Source organism: Alloalcanivorax marinus (genome assembly GCF_016906305.1).
Lineage (GTDB): Bacteria > Pseudomonadota > Gammaproteobacteria > Pseudomonadales > Alcanivoracaceae > Alloalcanivorax > Alloalcanivorax marinus.
Window position 1 is genome coordinate 264,310 of sequence record NZ_JADDOL010000003.1, and the last position, 19,278, is coordinate 283,587.

A 19,278-nucleotide genomic window follows, 5' to 3' on the forward strand; every position below is an offset into this window, starting at 1 on the left:
GCACCGCCGCGGGCCGGGAAACCGGATTGAAAACAAGGTATTGCAATTATGGTAGTTCTTCGTCTTGCCCGTGGTGGCTCCAAAAAACGCCCCTTCTACCGCATCGTCGCCGCCAACAGCCGTGACGCCCGCGATGGCCGTTTCATCGATAACCTGGGTTTCTTCAACCCCATCGCCCGTGGCGGTGAGATCCGTCTGAAGCTGGACGTGGACGCGGTGGACGCCTGGGTTGCCAAGGGTGCCCAGCCTTCCGAGCGCGTCAAGGCGCTGGTCAAGGAAGCTCGCCGGGAAGCCCAGCAGAGCGCCTGATCATGCTGACACCCGACGAGGTGTTGGTGGTGGGCCGCATTGTGTCGGTCCACGGCGTGAAAGGGTGGGTAAAGGTCTATTCCCATACCGACCCGATGGAAAACATCTTCGATTACCAGCCCTGGCACCTGCTCGAGGGCGGCGTCTGGAAACCGGTGAAACTCACCGGCAAGCGCCGCCAGGGTAAAGGTCTGGTGGCCGGTTTCGAGGGGTACGAGGACCGCGACCGGGCCGCCCGCGAACTGGTGGGCCGGGACATCGCGGTGCCCCGTTCGCAGCTGCCGGAGTCCGGCGACGGCGAGTATTACTGGCGGGACCTGATTGGTCTGCGCGTGAAACTCGACGATGGTCGCGACCTGGGCCGGGTGCACGGTCTGATGGAAACCGGCGCCAATGACGTGCTGGTGGTGCGCGGCGACGCGGACAGCCTGGACCGTCAGGAACGCCTGCTGCCCTGGACCCCCGGTGAGGTGGTCAGCGCGGTGGACCTGGACGCCGGCGAGCTGCGGGTGGACTGGGACCCGGATTTCTGATCATGCGTATCACGCTGGTCAGCCTGTTTCCGGAGATGGCCCGCGCCGTCACCGACTTCGGCGTCACCCGGCGGGCGGTGGAAAACGGTCTGCTGACGCTGGACACGGTGAACCCCCGGGACTTCACCGAGGACCGGCACCGCACCGTGGACGACCGGCCCTTCGGCGGCGGCCCCGGCATGGTGATGAAGGTGGCGCCGCTGGAGAAAGCGCTGGCGGCGGCCCGGCAGGGCAACCCCGGTGCCCGGGTGGTCTATCTGTCGCCCCAGGGGCGGCCGCTGACCCAGGCCCGGGCGGCGCAACTGGCCGCCACGCCGGGGCTGATTCTGCTCGCCGGACGCTATGAAGGCGTGGACGAGCGGCTGATCGAGACCGAGGTGGACGAGCTGGTGTCGATCGGCGATTACGTGCTCAGCGGCGGCGAGTTGCCGGCGCTGGTGCTGATCGACGCGGTCACGCGTCTGTTGCCCGGGGTGCTCGGGCATCAGGACTCGGCGGCCCAGGACTCGTTCTCCGGGGAACTGGAGGACCTGCTGGACTGCCCGCATTACACGCGGCCCGAGACCTATCGGGATCGCAGCGTGCCTGAGGTGTTGCTCAGCGGCGATCACGAGCGGATCCGCCGCTGGCGACTGAAACAGGCACTGGGGCGCACCTGGCGGTGCCGTCCCGACTTGCTCGAGGCCCGCAAGGCGCGGGGCTTGAGCCAGGAAGAGAGCGAGTTGCTCGACGAATACATCCGCGAACATCAGGCGGACGGCGGCGAGTAGCGATACAGCGACAATGAACCGAGGAGCGCGCCATGAGCGGCAAGAAACCCCTGATTCAGGAAATCGAACAGGCACAGCTGAAAGCCGATGTGCCCGAGTTCGGCGCCGGTGACACCGTCACCGTGCAAGTAAAGGTAAAGGAAGGCAACCGGGAGCGTCTGCAGGCGTTCCAGGGCGTGGTCATCGCCCGCCGCAACCGCGGCCTGAACTCCGCCTTCACGGTCCGTAAAGTGTCCCACGGCGTGGGCGTCGAGCGGGTGTTCCAGCTGCACAGCCCGATCATCGATTCCATCGAAGTGAACCGTCGCGGTGACGTGCGTCGCGCCAAGCTCTACTACCTGCGTGAGCGCTCCGGTAAATCCGCGCGGATCAAGGAAAAAATCCGCTAGGATCCGGTTCCGCGACGACCGCGTCCGCGAGCCAAGTCGCTTCAGCCTTTGCTGTAGGGCAATTCGGAAGCGACCTCTGGTCCGGCACGGTCACGCCAACGCGCGAACCAAAAAGAAGGGCCGCCCCGTTGAGGGGGCGGCCCTTCTTTTTGGGGGCCCTTCCCTGCAGGAGCGGCTGAAGCCGCGCCTGCATCGAAAGGATCAGCGCGTCACCGCCCGGAACACGGCCAGCACCACCAGGGCGCCGACGATGGCGGTGAACAGGCTGCCCAGGCTGAACGAGCTCACCGGCCCGCCGATGCCCGCCATGGCCCCCAGCCAGCCGCCGACGATGGCGCCGATGATGCCCAGCAGGGTGGTCACGATAAAGCCCCCGCCGTCGCGGCCGGGAATGATCCACTTGGCGATGATGCCGGCCAGCAGGCCCAGAATAATCCACGACAAAATGCCCATGGGTAGTCTCCTCGCTCGATAAATGGCTCCCGCTCCAGTATGCCAACGGCCCCCGCCGGGCCCCGGTAATAAATGGTAAAACCCCGCCGCCGTTGAGTTTTTGCCGGCCTTCGCCAATACTCCCGCCATGCCGCCCTCCACCGCCAACCCGCCACCCGGGCCGCCGCTGCCGGACACCGAACAGGCTCTGATCGACGCCTGGCTGGACGGCCAGTGGCTGGAACGGGGCCTCAGCCGCCATACCCTGGAAAGCTACGGGCGCGATCTGCGCCAGTTCGGCCAGTGGCTGGCCGCCCGGGGCGGCGGGCTGGCCCGTTGCCAGCGCCTGGACGTGCTCGAATATCTGGCCGAGCGGGTGGGGATCAGCGCCCGCTCCCTGGCCCGGCAGCTGTCGGCCATGAAGAGTTTCTTCCGCTGGATGAAGCGCGAGAACCGCATCGCCGAGGACCCCACCCTGAATGTGGCGCGCCCGCGGCTGGGGCGCCCGCTGCCGAAAACCCTGTCGGAAGAGGAGGTGGAGGCGCTGCTCGGCGCCCCGGACCTGGACGACCCCCTGGGTCTGCGCGACCGGGCCATGCTGGAGGTGCTCTATGCCGCCGGCCTGCGGGTGTCGGAACTGGTGGGGCTGACCCTCGGCCAGGTGAATACCCGCCAGGGCCTGGTGCGGGTGGTGGGCAAGGGCGACAAGGAGCGGCTGGTGCCGCTGGGGGAAGAAGCCCTGCACTGGCTGGAACGCTACCTGCGCGACGGCCGGCCGGCGCTGCTCGGTGACGACCGGGAGGTGCTGTTTCCCAGCCGCCGGGGCACGCGCATGACACGCCAGACCTTCTGGCACCGGATCAAGCAATTGGCGGTGCGCGCCGGAGTGCAAAAGCCTCTCTCCCCCCATACACTGAGGCACGCTTTCGCCACCCACCTGCTCAACCACGGTGCCGATCTGCGGGTGGTGCAGCTGTTGCTGGGGCACAGCGATCTGTCCACCACCCAGATCTATACCCATGTGGCCCAGCACCGCCTGCGGGAGGTCTACGAAGCCCATCATCCGCGCTCGGGAACCTGATCCCCGGCGGCGAAGTCGTACATCAAGGGCCGCCCCGGAGGGCGGACAACACGGAAGGAGAACGATAATGAAAGCACTGACCGCCGCCGCCCTCGGCCTGTTGCTGGCCGTCGCGGCGATTGCCCGTGCCGACGGGGGGATCGACGAAAAAGCGTTCCGCGCCGAGTTCAAGGCGGCGTTTCCGCGCGCCGACATCACCGCCATCGACCCGTCCCCGGCGGACGGCCTGGTGGAAGTTGAGATCAACGGCCGTGATATCGTCTACGCGTCCACCGACGGCAAACTGATCTTCACCGGCGACGTGATCCAGATGCGCGACGCCGGTCCGGTGAACCTGAAGGAAGAGCGCTACGAGAAGGTGCGCCGCGACGGCCTGGCCGGGCTCGACAAGTCGCGCATGATCACCTATCCCGCCAAGGGCAAGGAAAAGACCGAAATCTTCGCCTTCACCGACATCACCTGCGGCTACTGCCGCAAGCTGCACCGTCATATCGAGGAATACACCGAGCAGGGCATCACCGTGCACTATCTGGCGTTCCCCCGGGGCGGGCCCTCTTCCCAGGCCGCCGAGGACATGCGCCATATCTGGTGCGACGCCAAACCGGCCCAGGCGCTCACCGCCGCCAAACTGGACGACAAGATCTCCAAGGCGGACCTGGGCGACTGCGCCGACCCCGTCGATCAGGACTACCAGATGGGCCTGGAATTCGGCGTGCGCGGCACCCCGGCGATCTACACCGCCGAGGGCCAGCAACTGGGTGGCTACGTGACCCCGGAGCAGCTCCGGCAGCGCCTCGGTCTGTAACCGATCCGGCGGCCCGCAGGCCCCGTCACACGGCGCTTTGCGCCGTCCCTGGCGGGGCCTTTTACATTGACGGCGAGGGGCTGCGCCGTTAATGTGTCCGGCTTCCGATTCCCCCCGCCAAGGTGATGCCGTGGAAGCTGATTTTCAGCGCATCAAGCGCCTGCCCCCCTATGTTTTCAACATCGTCGGCGAGTTGAAAATGGCGGCCCGTGCGCGCGGCGAGGACATCATCGACTTCGGCATGGGCAATCCGGACCAGCCGACCCCCCGGCACATCGTCGACAAGCTCACCGAAGCGGCCCAGCGCGGCGACACCCACCGCTATTCCCAGTCCAAGGGCATCCCGCGGTTGCGCCGGGCGATCACCGACTGGTACCGGCGCCGCTATCAGGTGGAACTGGACCCGGCGTCCGAAGCCATCGTCACCATCGGCTCCAAGGAAGGCCTGGCCCATCTGGCCCTGGCCACCATGGGCCCCGGCGACACCGTGCTGGTGCCCAATCCCAGCTACCCGATCCACCCCTACGGCTTCGTCATCGCCAACGCCGACATCCGCCATGTGCCGCTGGTGGAGGGCGTGGATTTCTTCGAGGAGCTGGTGCGGGCGATCAAGGAATCCTGGCCCAAGCCGAAACTGCTGGTGCTGAATTTTCCCGGCAACCCCACCGCCCAGTGCGTGGAGCTGGACTTCTTCGAGAAGGTGGTGGCCATCGCCCGGGAATACGGCATCTGGGTGGTGCACGATATCGCCTACGCGGACATCGTGTTCGACGGCTACCAGGCGCCCTCGATCCTGCAGGTGGAAGGGGCCCGCGATGTGGCGGTGGAGTTTTTCTCCCTGTCCAAGAGCTACAATATGCCCGGCTGGCGGGTCGGTTTCTGCTGCGGCAACAAGGACCTGATCCAGGCCCTGGCACGCATCAAATCCTACCTGGACTACGGCACCTTCACGCCCATCCAGGTGGCCGCCATCGCCGCCCTGGAAGGCGACCAGACCTGCGTCGGCGAAATCCGCGATCTCTACCAGCGGCGCCGCGACGTGCTCTGCGACGGCCTCCGCGAGCTGGGCTGGACGGTGGAAAAGCCCCGCGCCACCATGTTCGTATGGGCGCCGCTGCCGGCCCCGTACCGGGCCATGGGTTCCCTGGAGTTTTCCAAGAAACTGCTGCGGGAGGCCGGCGTGGCCGTCTCCCCGGGCATCGGCTTCGGCGAATACGGCGACGATCATGTGCGCTTCGCCCTGATTGAAAACGAACAACGTACCCGGCAGGCGCTGCGCGGCATCAAGAAGATGTTCCGTGCCGACGGCCTGCTGGACTGATTGAGAGGACAGCGTGTGAACCCGGTAAAGGTCGGTATCGCGGGCCTGGGCACCGTGGGCTCAGGGACCGTCAACGTACTGCAACGCAACGCCCAGGAAATCGCCCGGCGTGTGGGGCGGCCCATCGAGATCGCCCACATCGGCGCCCGGCGTGACAATCCGGACTGCGACATTTCCGGCGTGCGCCTGTCCCGCGATATTTTCGCGGTGGCCACCGACCCGGACGTGGACATCCTGGTGGAGCTGATCGGCGGCACCGACACCGCCCGCGAGCTGGTGCTCACGGCGATCCGCAACGGCAAGCACATCGTCACCGCCAACAAGGCGCTGATCGCCGAGCACGGCAACGAGATCTTCCACGCCGCCCATGAAAACGGCGTGGACGTGGCCTTCGAAGCGGCGGTGGCCGGCGGCATTCCGATTCTCAAGTCCCTGGGCGAGGGCCTGGCCGCCAACCACATCAACTGGGTGGCCGGCATCATCAACGGCACCGGCAACTACATTCTCACCGAGATGGAGCAGGGCGGCCGCGCCTTCGTCGACGTGCTCAAGGAAGCCCAGGAACTGGGGTACGCCGAGGCCGACCCGACCTTCGACGTGGAAGGCGTGGACGCCGCCCACAAGCTGACCATCATCGCCTCCATTGCCTTCGGCATTCCGCTGCAGTTTTCCAAGGTCTACATGGAAGGCATCGGGCGCATCACCATCGAGGACGTGAAGAGCGCCGCCCAGTTCGGCTACCGGATCAAGCACCTGGGCATCGCCCGGGACACCGGCAACGGCATCGAACTGCGCGTGCATCCGACCCTGATCCCCATCGAGACCATGCTGTCGGCGGTCAACGGCGTGATGAACGCGGTCATGATCGACGGCGACGCGGTGGGCCCCACCATGTACTACGGCGCCGGCGCCGGCGCCGAACCCACCGCCTCGGCGGTGGTGGCGGACATCATCGAAATGGGCCGCGCGCTCACCGTCGACCATGAAGAGCGGGTGCCCTATCTGGGCTTCCACGCCGACCAGATGTCCGACGAACGCATCCTCACCATCGACGATGTGTCCTGCGGCTTTTATCTGCGGCTGCACGTGCAGGACAAGCCCGGCGTGCTGGCGGACATCACCCGCATCCTCAGCGACAACCGCATCAGCATCGAAGCCATGGTGCAGAAGGAAACCGAGGAAGGGCTGGTGCCCATCGTGATGATGACCCACAAGGTGCTGGAGGGCGATATGAACGCCGCCCTGGCGAAGATCGCCGCCCTGGACACCGTGGACAAGGATATAATGCGCATCCGCGTGGAAACGCTGGACGCTTGACACAGCGCTGGCACGCAACACGCTGCACGCCAGCACGCTACGGGCGTGATGCGTGTTAGCGTGGTGCGTGTAAGCCGAACTTGAGAGACCAAGCCATGCCATTCCGTGACCGTTACACCGGCCTGATCAACCGCTACCGCGACCACCTGCCGGTCAACGACGACACCCCCGTGATCAGCCTGGGCGAAGGCAACACGCCGCTGATCCGGCTCAAGAACATCCCGCGCCTGCTCGGCAAGGACGTGGACATCTACGTCAAGTACGAGGGGCTGAACCCCACCGGTTCGTTCAAGGACCGTGGCATGACCATGGCCGTGACCAAGGCGGTGGAAGAGGGCAGCAACGCCATCATCTGCGCGTCCACCGGCAACACCTCGGCGGCGGCGGCGGCCTACGCGGCGCGCGCCGGCATCACCGCCTTCGTGATCATTCCGGAAGGCAAGATCGCCATGGGCAAGCTGGCCCAGGCGATGATGTACGGCGCCGTGATCATGCAAATCCGCGGCAACTTCGATCAGGGCATGCAGCTGGTCAAGGAAGTGGCTTCCCAGGCGCCGGTGACGGTGGTCAACTCGGTGAACCCCTATCGTCTGCAGGGTCAGAAAACCGCCTCCTTCGAGATCGTCGAGGAGCTGGGCCGGGCACCGGACTACCACTGCCTGCCGGTGGGCAACGCCGGTAACATCACCGCTCACTGGATGGGCTACAGCGAGTATCGCAAGAGCGGCGTGGTCAACGCCGCGCCGGTGATGGTGGGCTATCAGGCCAACGGCGCCGCGCCGTTCCTGCGCGGCGCGCCGGTGGAAGACCCGGAGACCGTGGCCACCGCCATCCGCATCGGCAATCCGCAGTCCTGGGACAAGGCCTGGAACGTGCGGAAGGAGTCCGGCGGCTGGTTCGACGAACTCACCGACCAGGAGATCCTGGCCGCGCAGAAAATGCTGGCGGAAAAAGAAGGCGTGTTCTGCGAACCGGCTTCGGCCGCGTCCATCGGCGGCGCCATGCGCGACATCAAGGCCGGCAAGATCGCCGAAGGCTCCACCGTGGTGTGCACCCTCACCGGCAACGGCCTCAAGGACCCGGATACCGCCATCGACCAGTGCCGGGACGAACTGAACAAGGGCTCGCGCATGGTCACCATCGACGCCACCCTGGACGCGGTGCGCGACGCCATCGTCAATAATATGTGAAGCCCCGGCGCGCGCCGACGGCGAACAAAAAAAACGCGGCGAATCGTCGCGTTTTTTTGGTCTTCTTGTTGCTGTATTTTGTCAGAACAGGGCCGGATTATTATGCATGGCGCGCAAAGTTCCTGCATTTTGCAAATTTTTTATAACGCGCCAAGGCCCTGCATTAGCAGGGTTTTTTGCCTTATCAAGGGTGTGAATAAGCGCCGCCTCGTTTGACATCGGCACGCTGATCCTTAGGCTTTCTCCTACCTGATGCTGGGGAGAAAATAATGAAGACTTTTATTAAAACGCCCGCGATGGGCTTGATCGCGGCGTCCACCGCGCTGGTGTCGATGACCGCGCCGGTGAGCGCGCGGGCCGGCGCCGAACTGAGCGCTGGCGTCTGGTGGGTTTACCAGAACGTCACCAAATCCGACTTCAACTCACCGGCCTTCAACGAAGACCTGGACAACGAAACCGGCGGCAACTTCGCCGACCCCGCCCTGATCATCTACGCCGACGACGACGGCAGCTACGGCCCCTGGCACTTCAGCGCCGAGACCCGTTTCGGCACCGGTTCCTTCAGCGATCCCGCCAGCAACAACAGCGGCGATAACCTGACCGTCCACAAAGCCTGGATCGGTTACGACGTCACCGACAACAGCAGCCTGAAAATCGGTAAGAGCCAGGTGCCCTTCGGCTGGAAGACCGCCAACTTCTGGCCCGGCGATGGCCTGCAGGGCGGCTACGGGGACCAGATGGACGTGGGTCTCAAATACAGCGGCGACGCCGGTGCCTTCCACTACGACGTGGCCTATTACCATCAGGACGATTGGGGCGAGGACTCCACCGACACGGTGGATGACAACGGTCACTGGGGCTCCAGCGACACCTACCGGAAAATCAAAACCGGCGTGGTGAATCTGGACTGGAATTTCCTGGAGCATCACACCGTGGGCGTATCCGCCCAGTACGGTCGCATGCAGGATCTGGTGCCGGTGGCGGCGGGCAACCCGTCGGCCAGCAACGATGACGGCAGCCATCAGGCCTACGACCTGCACTATGTGTTCGAGAAGGACAACTGGACCGCCAAGTACCGCTTTATCAGCGTGGAACGCGACTTCGGTGGCATGGACGCGCTGCTGGCCTCCGCCAGCGCGCCGGTGGACGAAAAGATCGAGAACCAGCGTCACGTGGTGGAACTGGGTTACAACCATGACGACTGGTTCTATTACATCGATGCCGGCATCGCCAGCACCGACACCACCGGCAACGACGCCGACGACGTGGAATTCTTCGCGCCGGGCGTGCGTTATCAATACGGTCCCGGCTGGATCTACGTCGAATATCTGCAGTCCGACGGCGACATCAACGCCTACGGCGACGTCTACGAATCCGACTTCAACGCCTTCTACGTCGCCTTCGACTTCTACTTCTGATCCGTCGTTCGCCGACCCTCCGCAAGCCGGCCCCCGGGCCGGCTCCGTCCCCGTGCGGAATCGTCGCTCGCCGCCACGGTTCCGCGCATGACACAACAGGAGTCATGCCATGAGCGTGGAATACGAAACCGACTATGAAGTGGGGCAGGATAATGTGCAGGTCCTGGGCATGGACATGCACAATCCGGTCTTCTTCATCAGCGCGGTGCTCATCCTGGCTTTCGTGATCGGTACGCTGATCTTTCCGGAAGTCGCCAACACCGCCCTGGGCGGTGCCAAAACCTGGGCCATCGAACACTTTGACTGGTTGTTCATGGTCGGCGCGAACGTGTTCGTGCTGTTCTGTCTGTTTCTGATCGTGATGCCGGTGGGCAGGATCCGCCTCGGCGGCGAAGGCGCCAAGCCGGAATTCTCGACGCTCTCCTGGTTCGCCATGCTGTTCGCGGCGGGCATGGGCATCGGCCTGATGTTCTGGAGCGTGGCCGAGCCGGTGGGCTATTACACCGACTGGTTCGGCACGCCGCTGAACGTGGCACCGAACACGCCGGAAGCCAAGGACGCCGCGCTTGGCGCGGTGATGTACCACTGGGGGCTGCACCCCTGGGCGATCTACGGCGTGGTGGCGCTGTCGCTGGCGTTCTTCGCCTACAACAAGGGCATGCCGCTGACCATCCGCTCCGCGTTCTACCCGATCCTGGGCGAGCGCTGCTGGGGCTGGGCCGGCCACATCATCGACGTGCTGGCGGTGCTGGCCACCATCTTCGGCCTGGCCACCTCCCTGGGTCTGGGCGCCAAGCAAGCCGCCGGCGGCCTGCACTTTCTGTTCGATACGCCCAACGCGCTCAATGTGCAGGTGGGCATCATCGTCGGTGTCACCGCGGTGGCGACGATCTCTGTGATCCGCGGCCTGGACGGCGGCGTCAAGTTGCTCAGCAACATCAACATGGCGATAGCGGCGCTGCTGCTGCTGTTCGTGATGATCGCCGGGCCGACCCTGCTGATCTTTACCTCCATGGGGCAGACGGCGGTGGACTACGCCGCCAATCTGATTCCGCTGAGCAGCTGGTTCGGTCGTGAAGACCAGGACTTCCTGCACAACTGGACCGTGTTCTACTGGGCCTGGTGGATTTCCTGGTCCCCGTTCGTGGGCATGTTCGTGGCGCGGGTGTCCTATGGCCGCACCGTGCGCGAGTTTCTGACCGCCGTGCTGATCGTGCCCACCGTGGTGACCATCATCTGGATGGCGACCTTCGGCGGCTCCGGTCTAGATCAGGTGATCAATGGCGTCGGCAAACTGGCCAACGGCATCGGCGAGTCCTCCCTGGCCCTGTTCCAGATGCTGGAGCAGCTGCCGCTGGCGGGCATCACCTCGTTCCTGGCGATCCTGCTGGTGCTGGTGTTCTTCATCACCTCATCGGATTCCGGCTCCCTGGTGATCGACTCGATCACCGCCGGCGGCAAGCTCGACGCGCCGGTGCCCCAGCGGGTGTTCTGGGCGGTGATGGAAGGTCTGATCGCCGGCGCGCTGCTGTACGGTGGCGGCGAGCAGGCGCTCAACGCCCTGCAGGCCGGCGCGGTGACCACCGGCCTGCCGTTCACGGTGGTGCTGCTGGTGATGTGCCTGAGCCTGTACCGGGGCCTGAGCGCCGAGCGCGCGGCCATGAAGGCCGCCGGCTGACACCGGCGCTTTCAGCCGCAACAAAGAAGGGCGCGTGATCACGCGCCCTTTTTTTATCCGTTCTTTATCGCGGTCGAAGCCGCCATCAGGCGCCGGCGGTGACCCGGTTGATGGTGTATTGCAGATTGAGCAGCGCTGGCAGGTGCGGGCCGACCAGGCCCTTGCCGGTGGTCAGCAGGGCGCCACTCAGCGCCCGGTCCGGGTCCGCCCAACAGAAAATGGTGATGAAGCCGAGGTGACCGAAGGCCCGCGGCGCCGCCGGGCCGAACAGGCCGATGCCCCGGTTGCCGAGCATGAAGCCGGCGGAAAATGTCAGTGGCAGCATCAGGGTGCGGTCCAGCCGGGGCCGCCGGGAGGCGGGCCGGCGCGCCTCGAGCACGGTCTCCGCCTGGAATATCCGTTGGTCTCCCCAACGGCCTTCGTCCAGCAGCATCTGGAAAAAGCGACTGGCCTCCTCGGCGGTGGCGTACAGATTGCCCGCCGGCACCACTGTGTCCTGGAAGCGGTCGTCGTTGGTGACCCGCACCACCTCGTCCAGGGTGCCGCCCACCGCGTGGTTGAGAAACAGATCGACCAGCTTCGCCGGGCGCCCGGTGGCCACGTCCCGGGCCCGCTCCGGACCGGTGCCCCCGAAGGTGAAATGGCGCATGCCCAGGGGCCGGCGCACCACCCGGTCCAGGGTGGCGTTGAGCGGCTCGCCGGTGACCGCTTCCAGCACCGCGCCGAGCACGAAACCGGCGGTGATGGCGTGGTAGGCCTGGGTGCCCAGGGTGGCCGGTTCGGCGCGACAGAGAATGTCGAGAATATCGTCCGGACGGTACAGAATGTCCGGGTCCACCGGCCGGTCCGGGCGCGGAATGCCGGCGCGGTGGGTGAGCATGTGGCGCACCGTGGTGTGCTGCTTGCCGGCGCGGCCGTACGCCGGCAGGTAGTGGCTCACCGGCCGGTCCAGGTCCACCAGCCCCTGCTCGGCGCCATGGTGCACCAGCATGGCGGTAATGGACTTGGACGCGGAAAACAGACAGATCGGCGTTTCCGGGGTAAGCAGGCGCTCGCTGACCGGGTCGGCGTAGCCGATCGTCTGGTCCACCACCACCTGCCCCCGTCGCCGCAGACACAGGGCGATGCCCGGGCTCATGCCGGTCCGGTACAGGCCGCGCAGCGCCCGGCGGATGGCCGCCACCCCGTCCTCGTCCAGGCCCGCCTGCGCGGGCGCCACCTCGGCGCCGGTGCGGGTCAGACGCCCCAGATCGCGGGGGATCGGCGTGCGGGTTTCGCACAGCAAACGGTTCAGACGGGGACTGAAAATCATGATATATCCTGTATACCGAACAGCGACCGGCCATTGTCCGGCGCCCTCAGACGTGGACAATGGCCGGAGGAACCCGGCACCCGGTGCGCGCCGCCAGTAGCGACCAGAAAGGTGAACACTATGAACAGCGTCAAACAATCGGATTTTCAGAGCTTCGAGGAGTTCTACCCCTACTACCTGCAGGAGCACAGCGACCCGACCTGCCGCCGCCTGCACTTCTTCGGCACCCTGGGCCTGTTCGCGGTGCTGGTGGGCGTGTTCCTGACCGGCAACCTTTGGGGCCTGCTGTTGCTGCCGGTGGTGGGGTACGGCTTCGCCTGGGTGGGCCACTTCTTCTTCGAGAAGAACCGCCCGGCCACCTTCAAGCATCCCTGGTACAGCCTGGCCGGCGACTTCGTCATGTTCAAGGACATGCTCACCGGTCGGCTGCGCTGGTGAGCGCGCCGCAACGGTTCGTCCCGGGCCAGGCGCCGCGCCCCCGGGACAGCGAGAAGCCGGATCTGGACAGCCCGGAACGGATCGACCGCATGGTGCGCCTGTTCTATGACCGGGTGCTGGCGGACCCGTTGCTGGCGCCGGTGTTTCTGGAGGTGGCGCGCATCGATCTGGACACCCACCTGCCGCTGATCGCCGCCTTCTGGAAAAAGCTGCTGCTCAACCAGCCCGGCTACAAGCGCCACATGATGGCCAAACACCGCGCCGTCCACCACCAGGCGCCGCTCACCGGCGCCCACCACGAACGCTGGCTGGCGCTGTTCCACGCCAACCTGGATGAGCACTTCGACGGCCGGCAAACCGACCGCGCCCGCCTGCTCAGCGCCCGGGTGATGGACAACCTCTACCGCCAGCTCTCCCGCCTCTGAAAAATCAGCGATACAGGATGAAGGATACAGGATGCAGGGTAGGGTGCCGTGTCCCTCCTGTATCCTGAACCCTGCATCCTGTATCCATTCTCTACCGCACCACGACGAAGAAAATCCCCCCGTCCCGGTTCACCCGCAACAGCAGCGCCGCTTTCTTGTCGGTCACCGCGCTCTGCAGCTCGCTCATGTTGGCGATGTCCTTGCGATTGGCGTTGATGATCACGTCACCCCGGCGCAGGCCGGCCCGCCAGGCGGCGGAGTTGCGTTCCACCTTTTCCACCAGCACGCCCTTGTCGGCATGGCTCAGCTCGCCCTCGCGCAGATTGCGCAGATCGGCGCCTTCCAGGTACTGGGAAATGGCGTTGCCGGCGCTGGCCTTCTCGCCGGACTCGGTGATCACCGCGGTCACCTGCCGTTCCTTGCCGTCGCGCAGAATGTTCAGCTCGATCTTCTCGCCCACCGGTGACAGGCCCACCTTGTTGCGCAGGTCCGAGGCCCGGTTCACCGGCACGCCGTCCACCGCCTGCACCACGTCACCGGCTTTCAGACCGGCCTTGGCGGCGGCGCTGTCGCCCACCACATTGGTGATCACCACGCCCTTGCGGGCTTCCACGTTAAGCGCCTCGGCCAGTTCGTCGGTGAGGTCCTGGACGGTGACGCCAAGCATGCCCCGGCGCACCTCGCCGTGCTCGATCAACTGGGTCATCACGTTCTCGGCCATGCTGGTGGGGATGGCGAAGCCGATGCCCACGTTGCCGCCGGCCGGCGCCAGGATGGCGGTGTTGATGCCCACCAGCTCACCCTGCAGATTGACCAGGGCGCCCCCGGAATTGCCCGGGTTGATGGAGGCGTCGGTCTGAATGAAATTCTCGTAGCCCTCGATGCCCAGGCCGGTGCGGCCCAGGGCGGAGACGATGCCCGAGGTCACGGTCTGGCCCAGGCCGAAGGGGTTGCCGATGGCCACCACGAAGTCGCCCACCCGCATCAGCGAGGAATCCGCCAGGGTCACCTGGGTCAGATCCTCGGCGGATTCCAGCTTGAGCACCGCCAGGTCCACTTCCTGATCCTGGCCGACCAGTTCCGCGGACAGTTCGCGGCCGTCGGTGAGCGTCACCTCGATCTTGTCGGCGTTGCGCACCACATGGGCGTTGGTCAGCACATAGCCGTTGTCCGCGTCCACGATCACGCCGGAGCCGGCGGCCACCGCGCGGCGGGTGGGCGCCTGCTCCGGCAGATCGAAGAAGCGACGGAAGAACGGGTCCTGCATCAGCGGGTTCTGGGCCTGACGTACCTGGGCCTCCACCGCGATGTTGACCACCGCCGGCGACACGCTTTCGATCATCGGCGCCAGCGACGGCATGGCGCCGCCGCTCGGTGTACGGTCGGGCAGGGCGGCCCCGGCGGTCTGCGAGAACGCCAGCAGCAGGGCGGCGGCCCAGGCCACCAGAAGGGAATGTTTCGAGGCAGTGAATGATTTCAATGGGATGTACAAGGTCAATCCTCCTTACCATTGAGGCGTAACGAGGCTTTCGACCGAAAACCGTGATCAGGGTTCCAATTCGAAAATCCGCACCCGGTTGTAGTCCTCGGATTCGCCCAGGTCCGGCCAGGTGGTGGCCCGCCAATGGCCGAGCAAGGTAAAGCCGGGCGGATCCAGGTCGGCGATGCGCGAATCCGCCAGCCACACCGGCACTCCGGCGGCGCGGAACCGTTCCAGCAGCGGCAGATTGTCCCGGTCGTAAAGAATGTCCGCGGCGGTGAGCCGGTCGGCCACCGCCAGGCAGGCGTCCAGGTCGTCGCTCAGGTCCACGCGAACGTCGTTGAGCGCGGCGTTGGCCTCGGTGGCGGCCAGGGCGTCCGGGTCCAGGTCGCAGGCGATCACCCGGGCGGCGCCGGCGCGGGCGGCGGCGATCGCCACCACGCCGGAGCCCGGCCCCACGTCCACCACGCAGCGGCCCCGCACCCGTTCCGGGTGCGCCAGAAGGTGCCGCGCCAGCACCTGGCCGGAGGCCCAGCACAGGGCCCAGTAGGGCGGCGCCTCCATCAGGGCGTTGGCCACCGCCTGGTCGAGCCGTTCGTCCACCAGCCGGTCCAGCAGCCACAGGGACAGCGACGGCACCAGCGGCAGCGGCGTGGCCAGCAGGCGGATGTCCGGCAGCAGCCGGTTGAGCCGCGCCTGCAGGGCGGCGGGGGGATTACGGCTCGCGGTCACGGAGGATCGCCTCGCTGAGCTGAAAGTTGAAGCACGCGGGGTCGGCCAGTTCGCCGTCCTCCCGCAGCGCCGGGTAGGGCACGCCGAAGCGCTGGCAGTGCTCCGCCAGTTTCGGGTGCGCCCATTTGAACAAGGTGTCGCGGTGCTGGGCCTCGCTCAGCCGCGAGCGGTCGTAGAGCCCGGCGGCGCGCCGTTGCTCGCAGGCCTCGGCGAGAATGATGGCCGCCGCCACGCTGACGTTGAACGACGACACCATGCCCATCATCGGAATGAACACATGGCGGTCCGCCGCCGCCGCGCTGGTGGCGTCGACGCCGGTGCGCTCGGTGCCCAGCAGCAGGGCGGTGGGTTGGGTGTAGTCCACCTCCCGGTAGGGCACCGCCCGGTCCGACCAGTGTGCCGCCAGCACCTGCAGGCCGCGCTCGCGGGCCGCGCGGATGGCCTCCTCGCTGTCGTGGTGCTCGCGCACATTGACCCAGCGTTGCGAGCCCAGGGCGGTGCGCACCGTGTCCCGGGCCCGATTGTCGGGCAGCGCGGCGTGCAGCTCCAGCACCCCCACCGCGTCGCAGGTGCGCACCACGGCGGCGATGTTGTGGGGCTTGTGCACGCCATCCATGATCACGCTCAGGTCCGGCTGGCGGCGGGCCAGGGTGGCCCGCAGGCGCCGCAGACGTTCCGGGGTCATGCTGTCTCCTGTCCGAGGGGAAGCGCGATTGTACCGTGTTCGTGGACGACGGCGGGAACAGCCCGGACAATAGCGGCCCTGGCGAAGCAAAGGAACGGACATGAGCGAACGCGCGCTGCCCCTGGCCGGGGTCAAGGTGGTGGAACTGGGACAACTGATCGCCGGGCCCTTCGCGGGCACGTTGCTGGCTTATTTCGGCGCCGAGGTGATCAAGGTGGAGCCCCCCGGCGGCGACCCGATCCGAGGCTGGCGCAAGCTGGACGACAGCGGCACCTCGTTCTGGTGGCGCAGCATCGGCCGCAACAAACGCTCGGTGACCCTGGACCTGAAGAGTGACGCCGGCCGCGACCTGGCCGCCCGGCTGATCGACGGCGCCGACGTGCTGATCGAGAATTTCCGCCCCGGCACCCTGGAGAACTGGGGCCTGGGCCCGGACCGTTTCACCGACAGCAACCCGGGGCTGATCTACACACGCATTTCCGGCTACGGCCAGGACGGCCCCTACGCGGACAAGCCCGGCTACGCCTCGGTGTGCGAAGGCATCGGCGGCCTGCGTTACGTCAACGGCTTTCCCGGGGAGCGGCCGGTGCGGCCCAATCTGTCCCTGGGCGATACCGTGGCCGGCCTGCACGCCGCCCTGGGCATTCTGCTGGCGCTGTTCGAGCGGCGCGGCAGCGGCCAGGGGCAGGTGGTGGACGTGGCGCTCTACGAAACCGTGTTCAATCTGCTGGAGGCGGTGATCCCCGAGTTCGACGGCGCCGGGCTGATCCGCGAGCCGGCCGGGTCCACGGTCACCGGCATCGTGCCCACCAACACCTACCGCTGCGCCGACGGCAAGTACGTGATCATCGGCGGCAACGGCGATTCCATCTTCAAGCGGCTGATGACCACCGCCGGCCGCGCCGACCTGGCCGGGGACCCGCGCCTGGCGCACAACGCCGGCCGGGTGGAGCACGAAGCGGAAGTGGACGGCGCCATCGAGGCCTGGTGCGCCACCCTGGACAGCGCCGAGGTGCTGCGCCTTCTGGAAGACGCGCGGGTGCCCTGCGGGCCGATCTACAGCGCCGCGGACATGATGGCCGACCCGCATTTTCAGGCCCGGGGTCTGTTCCAGCAGGTGGAGATCAACGGCCGGCCGCTGAAGATTCCCGCCATCGCCCCGCGCCTGGCCGGCACCCCTGGTGGCACCCGCTGGCCCGGCGGCGACGCCGGCGGCCACACCGAGGCGGTGCTGCGCGAGGAACTGGGCCTGAGCGAGCAGGAATTCCGGCGCCTCAAGGACGACGGCGTGTTCGGCCCCTAGCCGCCCGCGCGCTGCGGCGGGAGCGGCGGGGGCACTCCTTAATTCAGCGGAAAGTCGGTCCAGCCGTCCACCCAGGTGCGCGCCGCGCCGGGCCGCACCGCCCCCAGATAGAGCGCGCCCTCGTCCCAGAACTCGCCCTGGGGCGGCGCCACCGCCCCATCCTTGAGCGGTGAGTTGCGCGCCGGCGTGTAATCGGGCCGGACCAGATCGGTGGCGTTGCGCGTGTACATCGGGTCCTCGCCGAAACGCAGGCCGGGCAGGTCGCGGAAGAAGCCTTCCTCATCCAGACCGCCATCATCGTCGCCGTCCCCGGTTTCGCGCTCGAACCAGCTCATGCCGCGGGCGCCGACGCCGTGCACCACCACCCCCTGGAAGGTGAGGCGGCCGGCATTCAGGTTGGCCACGGTGCTGGCGTCCTGAATATCCAGGGTTTCGCCGGAAAACCCACTGATCACCATATTGTGGAAGTGACCGCCGGTGCCCTCGCGCAGGGTCATGGCCCGGTGATGCTGGCTGTGGCTGCGCGGGCTGATCAGGCTGACGTTGTACATCACCGGTTCGGACCGGGGTTCGGCGTCGTGGCGGTCGCCGTTGTTGTCCGCCTCGAAGCCGTTGTCGCCGACGCTGCTGTACTGTTGGGCAATCAGAAACTGCACCCGGCCGCGCCAGCCCCAGTCCCAGTCCAGGGAATCGTCGCCGGCGCCGGTGATCAGCACATGGCGCAGGTCGGCGGTGCCGCCGAACAGTTCGATGCCATCGTCCAGGGCCCGGTGCACCTGCACGTGACGCACGATGGTGCCGCTGCCGCAGCCGCCCAGGGTCAGGCCGTTCAGTTCGTTGTTGGCGTAGACCTCGAAGCCGGCGAACTCGATGCGTGCATATTCCAGCACGCCACAGCTGCCGCCGGCGTCGCGGCCGCCGAAGGCGCCCCGGGGGTCGTTGTCCGGCACCCCTTCGATGTGCGCGTCGGGCTGGTTGACCGGCGCCGCGCCGAGCAGCACCAGGCCGCCCCAGTCGCCGGGCTGGCGGGTCCCTTCGGGCTGATTGCTGGTGAACAGAATGGGCGCGTCCGCCCGGCCGGCGGCGTGCAGCCGGGCGCCACGGGTCACCACCAGGGCGGCGCCGGGCCGGCCTTCCACCCGGGTCCCCGGCTCCAAAGTCAGGGTGCCGCCCTCCACGTAGACGATGCCGTCCAGGATCCAGGTGCGGTCCGCGCCCCAGGTGGTATCGCCGTCAAGGACGCCGCTCACCACCTGCTCGCCGGCCACCATCACCACAAGCGGCCGGTACAGCAGGGCGCCGGCGGTCACCAGCAGCACCGCCAGGACGATCAGCCAGACCGGGCCGCCGGCCCGCCGGGTGGGCGCCGGCGCCGGCGGCGCACCGGCCACCCCGGCCGTCGGCTGGCGGCCCAGCAGCACGCCCTGGCGATTGGCGGTTTTCAGCGTGCGCGCCAGTTCCCGGATACGGGGATCGTCGCTGGTCAGCGCCTGCTCGATCACTTCGGCGCGGTACTCGGAATCGTTGAGCAGGGTATTGAAATGGATAAAGCGCAGACCGCCGCCGTCGCCACGGTCGTAGTTCTGCTTCAGTTGCCACAGCAATTCCACCAGCCGCGCCCGCGGCGATGACTCGGCGCTCATGGTCCGCTCCCCCGGAA

Annotated in this window: 20 protein-coding genes; 14 read left to right on the forward strand and 6 right to left on the reverse strand. The window is 66.8% G+C overall.

Translation table 11 applies throughout. From position 1 onward, the window contains the following. Positions 1–48 precede the first annotated feature (48 nt). From rpsP to rplS, 4 genes are read left to right on the forward strand one after another with little or no spacing between them, the layout of a single operon-like run. Complete coding sequence (rpsP, locus tag IM760_RS04230) at positions 49–309, forward strand: 30S ribosomal protein S16 (RefSeq protein ID WP_161383670.1); 261 nt, start codon at positions 49–51, stop codon at positions 307–309. A 2-nt stretch (positions 310–311) separates the two neighbouring features. Beyond that, entirely contained in the window at positions 312–842 is a 531-nt protein-coding gene (gene rimM / locus IM760_RS04235) for a ribosome maturation factor RimM (protein ID WP_204427279.1), read from the forward strand. Positions 843–844: 2 nt separating this feature from the next. Further along, positions 845–1,612: a tRNA (guanosine(37)-N1)-methyltransferase TrmD gene (gene trmD / locus IM760_RS04240; protein WP_204427280.1), complete on the forward strand. Its 768-nt coding sequence runs from the start codon at positions 845–847 to the stop codon at positions 1,610–1,612. A 32-nt stretch (positions 1,613–1,644) separates the two neighbouring features. Beyond that, entirely contained in the window at positions 1,645–2,001 is a 357-nt protein-coding gene (gene rplS, locus IM760_RS04245) for a 50S ribosomal protein L19 (RefSeq protein ID WP_204427281.1), read from the forward strand. Positions 2,002–2,202: 201 nt separating this feature from the next. Here rplS and IM760_RS04250 read toward each other — a convergent pair whose 3' ends face one another. Beyond that, positions 2,203–2,454: a GlsB/YeaQ/YmgE family stress response membrane protein gene (locus IM760_RS04250; RefSeq protein WP_204427282.1), complete on the reverse strand. Its 252-nt coding sequence runs from the start codon at positions 2,452–2,454 to the stop codon at positions 2,203–2,205. Between the two features lie 127 nt (positions 2,455–2,581). On the opposite strand from IM760_RS04250, the gene xerD reads away from it, so the two are divergent. From xerD to IM760_RS04285, 7 genes are all read left to right on the forward strand, one after another. Then, positions 2,582–3,514 (forward strand): site-specific tyrosine recombinase XerD, encoded by a 933-nt coding sequence (gene xerD, locus IM760_RS04255; protein WP_204427283.1) that lies wholly within the window; start codon positions 2,582–2,584, stop codon positions 3,512–3,514. Between the two features lie 67 nt (positions 3,515–3,581). Then, entirely contained in the window at positions 3,582–4,319 is a 738-nt protein-coding gene (locus tag IM760_RS04260) for a DsbC family protein (RefSeq protein WP_204427284.1), read from the forward strand. Positions 4,320–4,449: 130 nt separating this feature from the next. After that, the gene (gene alaC / locus IM760_RS04265) at positions 4,450–5,640 is read left to right on the forward strand and encodes an alanine transaminase (RefSeq protein ID WP_262730358.1); all 1,191 of its coding nucleotides are present in this window, start codon (positions 4,450–4,452) and stop codon (positions 5,638–5,640) included. 15 nt (positions 5,641–5,655) lie between these two features. After that, complete coding sequence (locus IM760_RS04270; RefSeq protein ID WP_204427286.1) at positions 5,656–6,957, forward strand: homoserine dehydrogenase; 1,302 nt, start codon at positions 5,656–5,658, stop codon at positions 6,955–6,957. A 95-nt stretch (positions 6,958–7,052) separates the two neighbouring features. After that, the gene (gene thrC / locus IM760_RS04275) at positions 7,053–8,147 is read left to right on the forward strand and encodes a threonine synthase (RefSeq protein WP_204427287.1); all 1,095 of its coding nucleotides are present in this window, start codon (positions 7,053–7,055) and stop codon (positions 8,145–8,147) included. Positions 8,148–8,416: 269 nt separating this feature from the next. Continuing rightward, a complete protein-coding gene (locus IM760_RS04280) occupies positions 8,417–9,565 on the forward strand; it encodes a putative porin (protein ID WP_228233383.1) in 1,149 nt (382 codons plus the stop codon). A 109-nt stretch (positions 9,566–9,674) separates the two neighbouring features. Then, positions 9,675–11,243, forward strand: coding sequence for a BCCT family transporter (locus IM760_RS04285; protein WP_204427288.1), 1,569 nt, complete (start codon positions 9,675–9,677; stop codon positions 11,241–11,243). Positions 11,244–11,328: 85 nt separating this feature from the next. Here the strand turns inward: IM760_RS04285 and IM760_RS04290 are convergent, their stop codons facing one another. Then, on the reverse strand, positions 11,329–12,555 hold the full coding sequence (locus tag IM760_RS04290) for a serine hydrolase domain-containing protein (protein WP_204427289.1): 1,227 nt from the start codon (positions 12,553–12,555) through the stop codon (positions 11,329–11,331). Between the two features lie 120 nt (positions 12,556–12,675). Here IM760_RS04290 and IM760_RS04295 point away from each other — a divergent pair, with 120 nt between their 5' ends. Both IM760_RS04295 and IM760_RS04300 read left to right on the forward strand, forming a co-directional pair. Then, positions 12,676–12,993 (forward strand): Mpo1-like protein, encoded by a 318-nt coding sequence (locus IM760_RS04295; protein WP_204427290.1) that lies wholly within the window; start codon positions 12,676–12,678, stop codon positions 12,991–12,993. Then, on the forward strand, positions 12,990–13,418 hold the full coding sequence (locus tag IM760_RS04300; RefSeq protein ID WP_204427291.1) for a globin family protein: 429 nt from the start codon (positions 12,990–12,992) through the stop codon (positions 13,416–13,418). Before IM760_RS04295 ends, IM760_RS04300 begins: the two co-directional genes overlap by 4 nt. Positions 13,419–13,509: 91 nt before the next feature. Here IM760_RS04300 and IM760_RS04305 read toward each other — a convergent pair whose 3' ends face one another. The 3 genes from IM760_RS04305 to trmH form a co-directional block, all read right to left on the reverse strand. Then, a complete protein-coding gene (locus IM760_RS04305) occupies positions 13,510–14,898 on the reverse strand; it encodes a DegQ family serine endoprotease (RefSeq protein ID WP_239549592.1) in 1,389 nt (462 codons plus the stop codon). A 66-nt stretch (positions 14,899–14,964) separates the two neighbouring features. Beyond that, on the reverse strand, positions 14,965–15,630 hold the full coding sequence (locus IM760_RS04310) for a 50S ribosomal protein L11 methyltransferase (protein WP_338021366.1): 666 nt from the start codon (positions 15,628–15,630) through the stop codon (positions 14,965–14,967). Further along, complete coding sequence (trmH, locus tag IM760_RS04315) at positions 15,614–16,315, reverse strand: tRNA (guanosine(18)-2'-O)-methyltransferase TrmH (RefSeq protein WP_204427292.1); 702 nt, start codon at positions 16,313–16,315, stop codon at positions 15,614–15,616. The genes IM760_RS04310 and trmH overlap by 17 nt, the downstream gene beginning before the upstream one ends. A gap of 100 nt (positions 16,316–16,415) precedes the next feature. Between trmH and IM760_RS04320 the strand changes: the two genes are divergently transcribed. Further along, entirely contained in the window at positions 16,416–17,618 is a 1,203-nt protein-coding gene (locus IM760_RS04320) for a CaiB/BaiF CoA transferase family protein (RefSeq protein ID WP_204427293.1), read from the forward strand. Positions 17,619–17,656: 38 nt separating this feature from the next. On the opposite strand, the gene IM760_RS04325 is transcribed toward IM760_RS04320, so the two are convergent. Next, positions 17,657–19,261, reverse strand: a complete 1,605-nt coding sequence (locus tag IM760_RS04325; RefSeq protein WP_204427294.1) for a hypothetical protein — start codon at positions 19,259–19,261, stop codon at positions 17,657–17,659. Between the last annotated feature and the right edge of the window lie 17 nt (positions 19,262–19,278).

Coding starts and splice junctions, on each gene's coding strand:
- rpsP (WP_161383670.1), top strand. CDS start 49: ATGGTAGTTCTTCGTCTTGCCCGTGGTGGCTCCAAAAAACGCCCCTTC.
- IM760_RS04250 (WP_204427282.1), bottom strand. CDS start 2,454: ATGGGCATTTTGTCGTGGATTATTCTGGGCCTGCTGGCCGGCATCATC.
- trmH (WP_204427292.1), bottom strand. CDS start 16,315: ATGACCCCGGAACGTCTGCGGCGCCTGCGGGCCACCCTGGCCCGCCGC.
- IM760_RS04290 (WP_204427289.1), bottom strand. CDS start 12,555: ATGATTTTCAGTCCCCGTCTGAACCGTTTGCTGTGCGAAACCCGCACG.
- thrC (WP_204427287.1), top strand. CDS start 7,053: ATGCCATTCCGTGACCGTTACACCGGCCTGATCAACCGCTACCGCGAC.
- IM760_RS04285 (WP_204427288.1), top strand. CDS start 9,675: ATGAGCGTGGAATACGAAACCGACTATGAAGTGGGGCAGGATAATGTG.
- IM760_RS04280 (WP_228233383.1), top strand. CDS start 8,417: ATGAAGACTTTTATTAAAACGCCCGCGATGGGCTTGATCGCGGCGTCC.
- rimM (WP_204427279.1), top strand. CDS start 312: ATGCTGACACCCGACGAGGTGTTGGTGGTGGGCCGCATTGTGTCGGTC.
- trmD (WP_204427280.1), top strand. CDS start 845: ATGCGTATCACGCTGGTCAGCCTGTTTCCGGAGATGGCCCGCGCCGTC.
- IM760_RS04260 (WP_204427284.1), top strand. CDS start 3,582: ATGAAAGCACTGACCGCCGCCGCCCTCGGCCTGTTGCTGGCCGTCGCG.
- IM760_RS04325 (WP_204427294.1), bottom strand. CDS start 19,261: ATGAGCGCCGAGTCATCGCCGCGGGCGCGGCTGGTGGAATTGCTGTGG.
- IM760_RS04320 (WP_204427293.1), top strand. CDS start 16,416: ATGAGCGAACGCGCGCTGCCCCTGGCCGGGGTCAAGGTGGTGGAACTG.
- rplS (WP_204427281.1), top strand. CDS start 1,645: ATGAGCGGCAAGAAACCCCTGATTCAGGAAATCGAACAGGCACAGCTG.
- IM760_RS04295 (WP_204427290.1), top strand. CDS start 12,676: ATGAACAGCGTCAAACAATCGGATTTTCAGAGCTTCGAGGAGTTCTAC.
- xerD (WP_204427283.1), top strand. CDS start 2,582: ATGCCGCCCTCCACCGCCAACCCGCCACCCGGGCCGCCGCTGCCGGAC.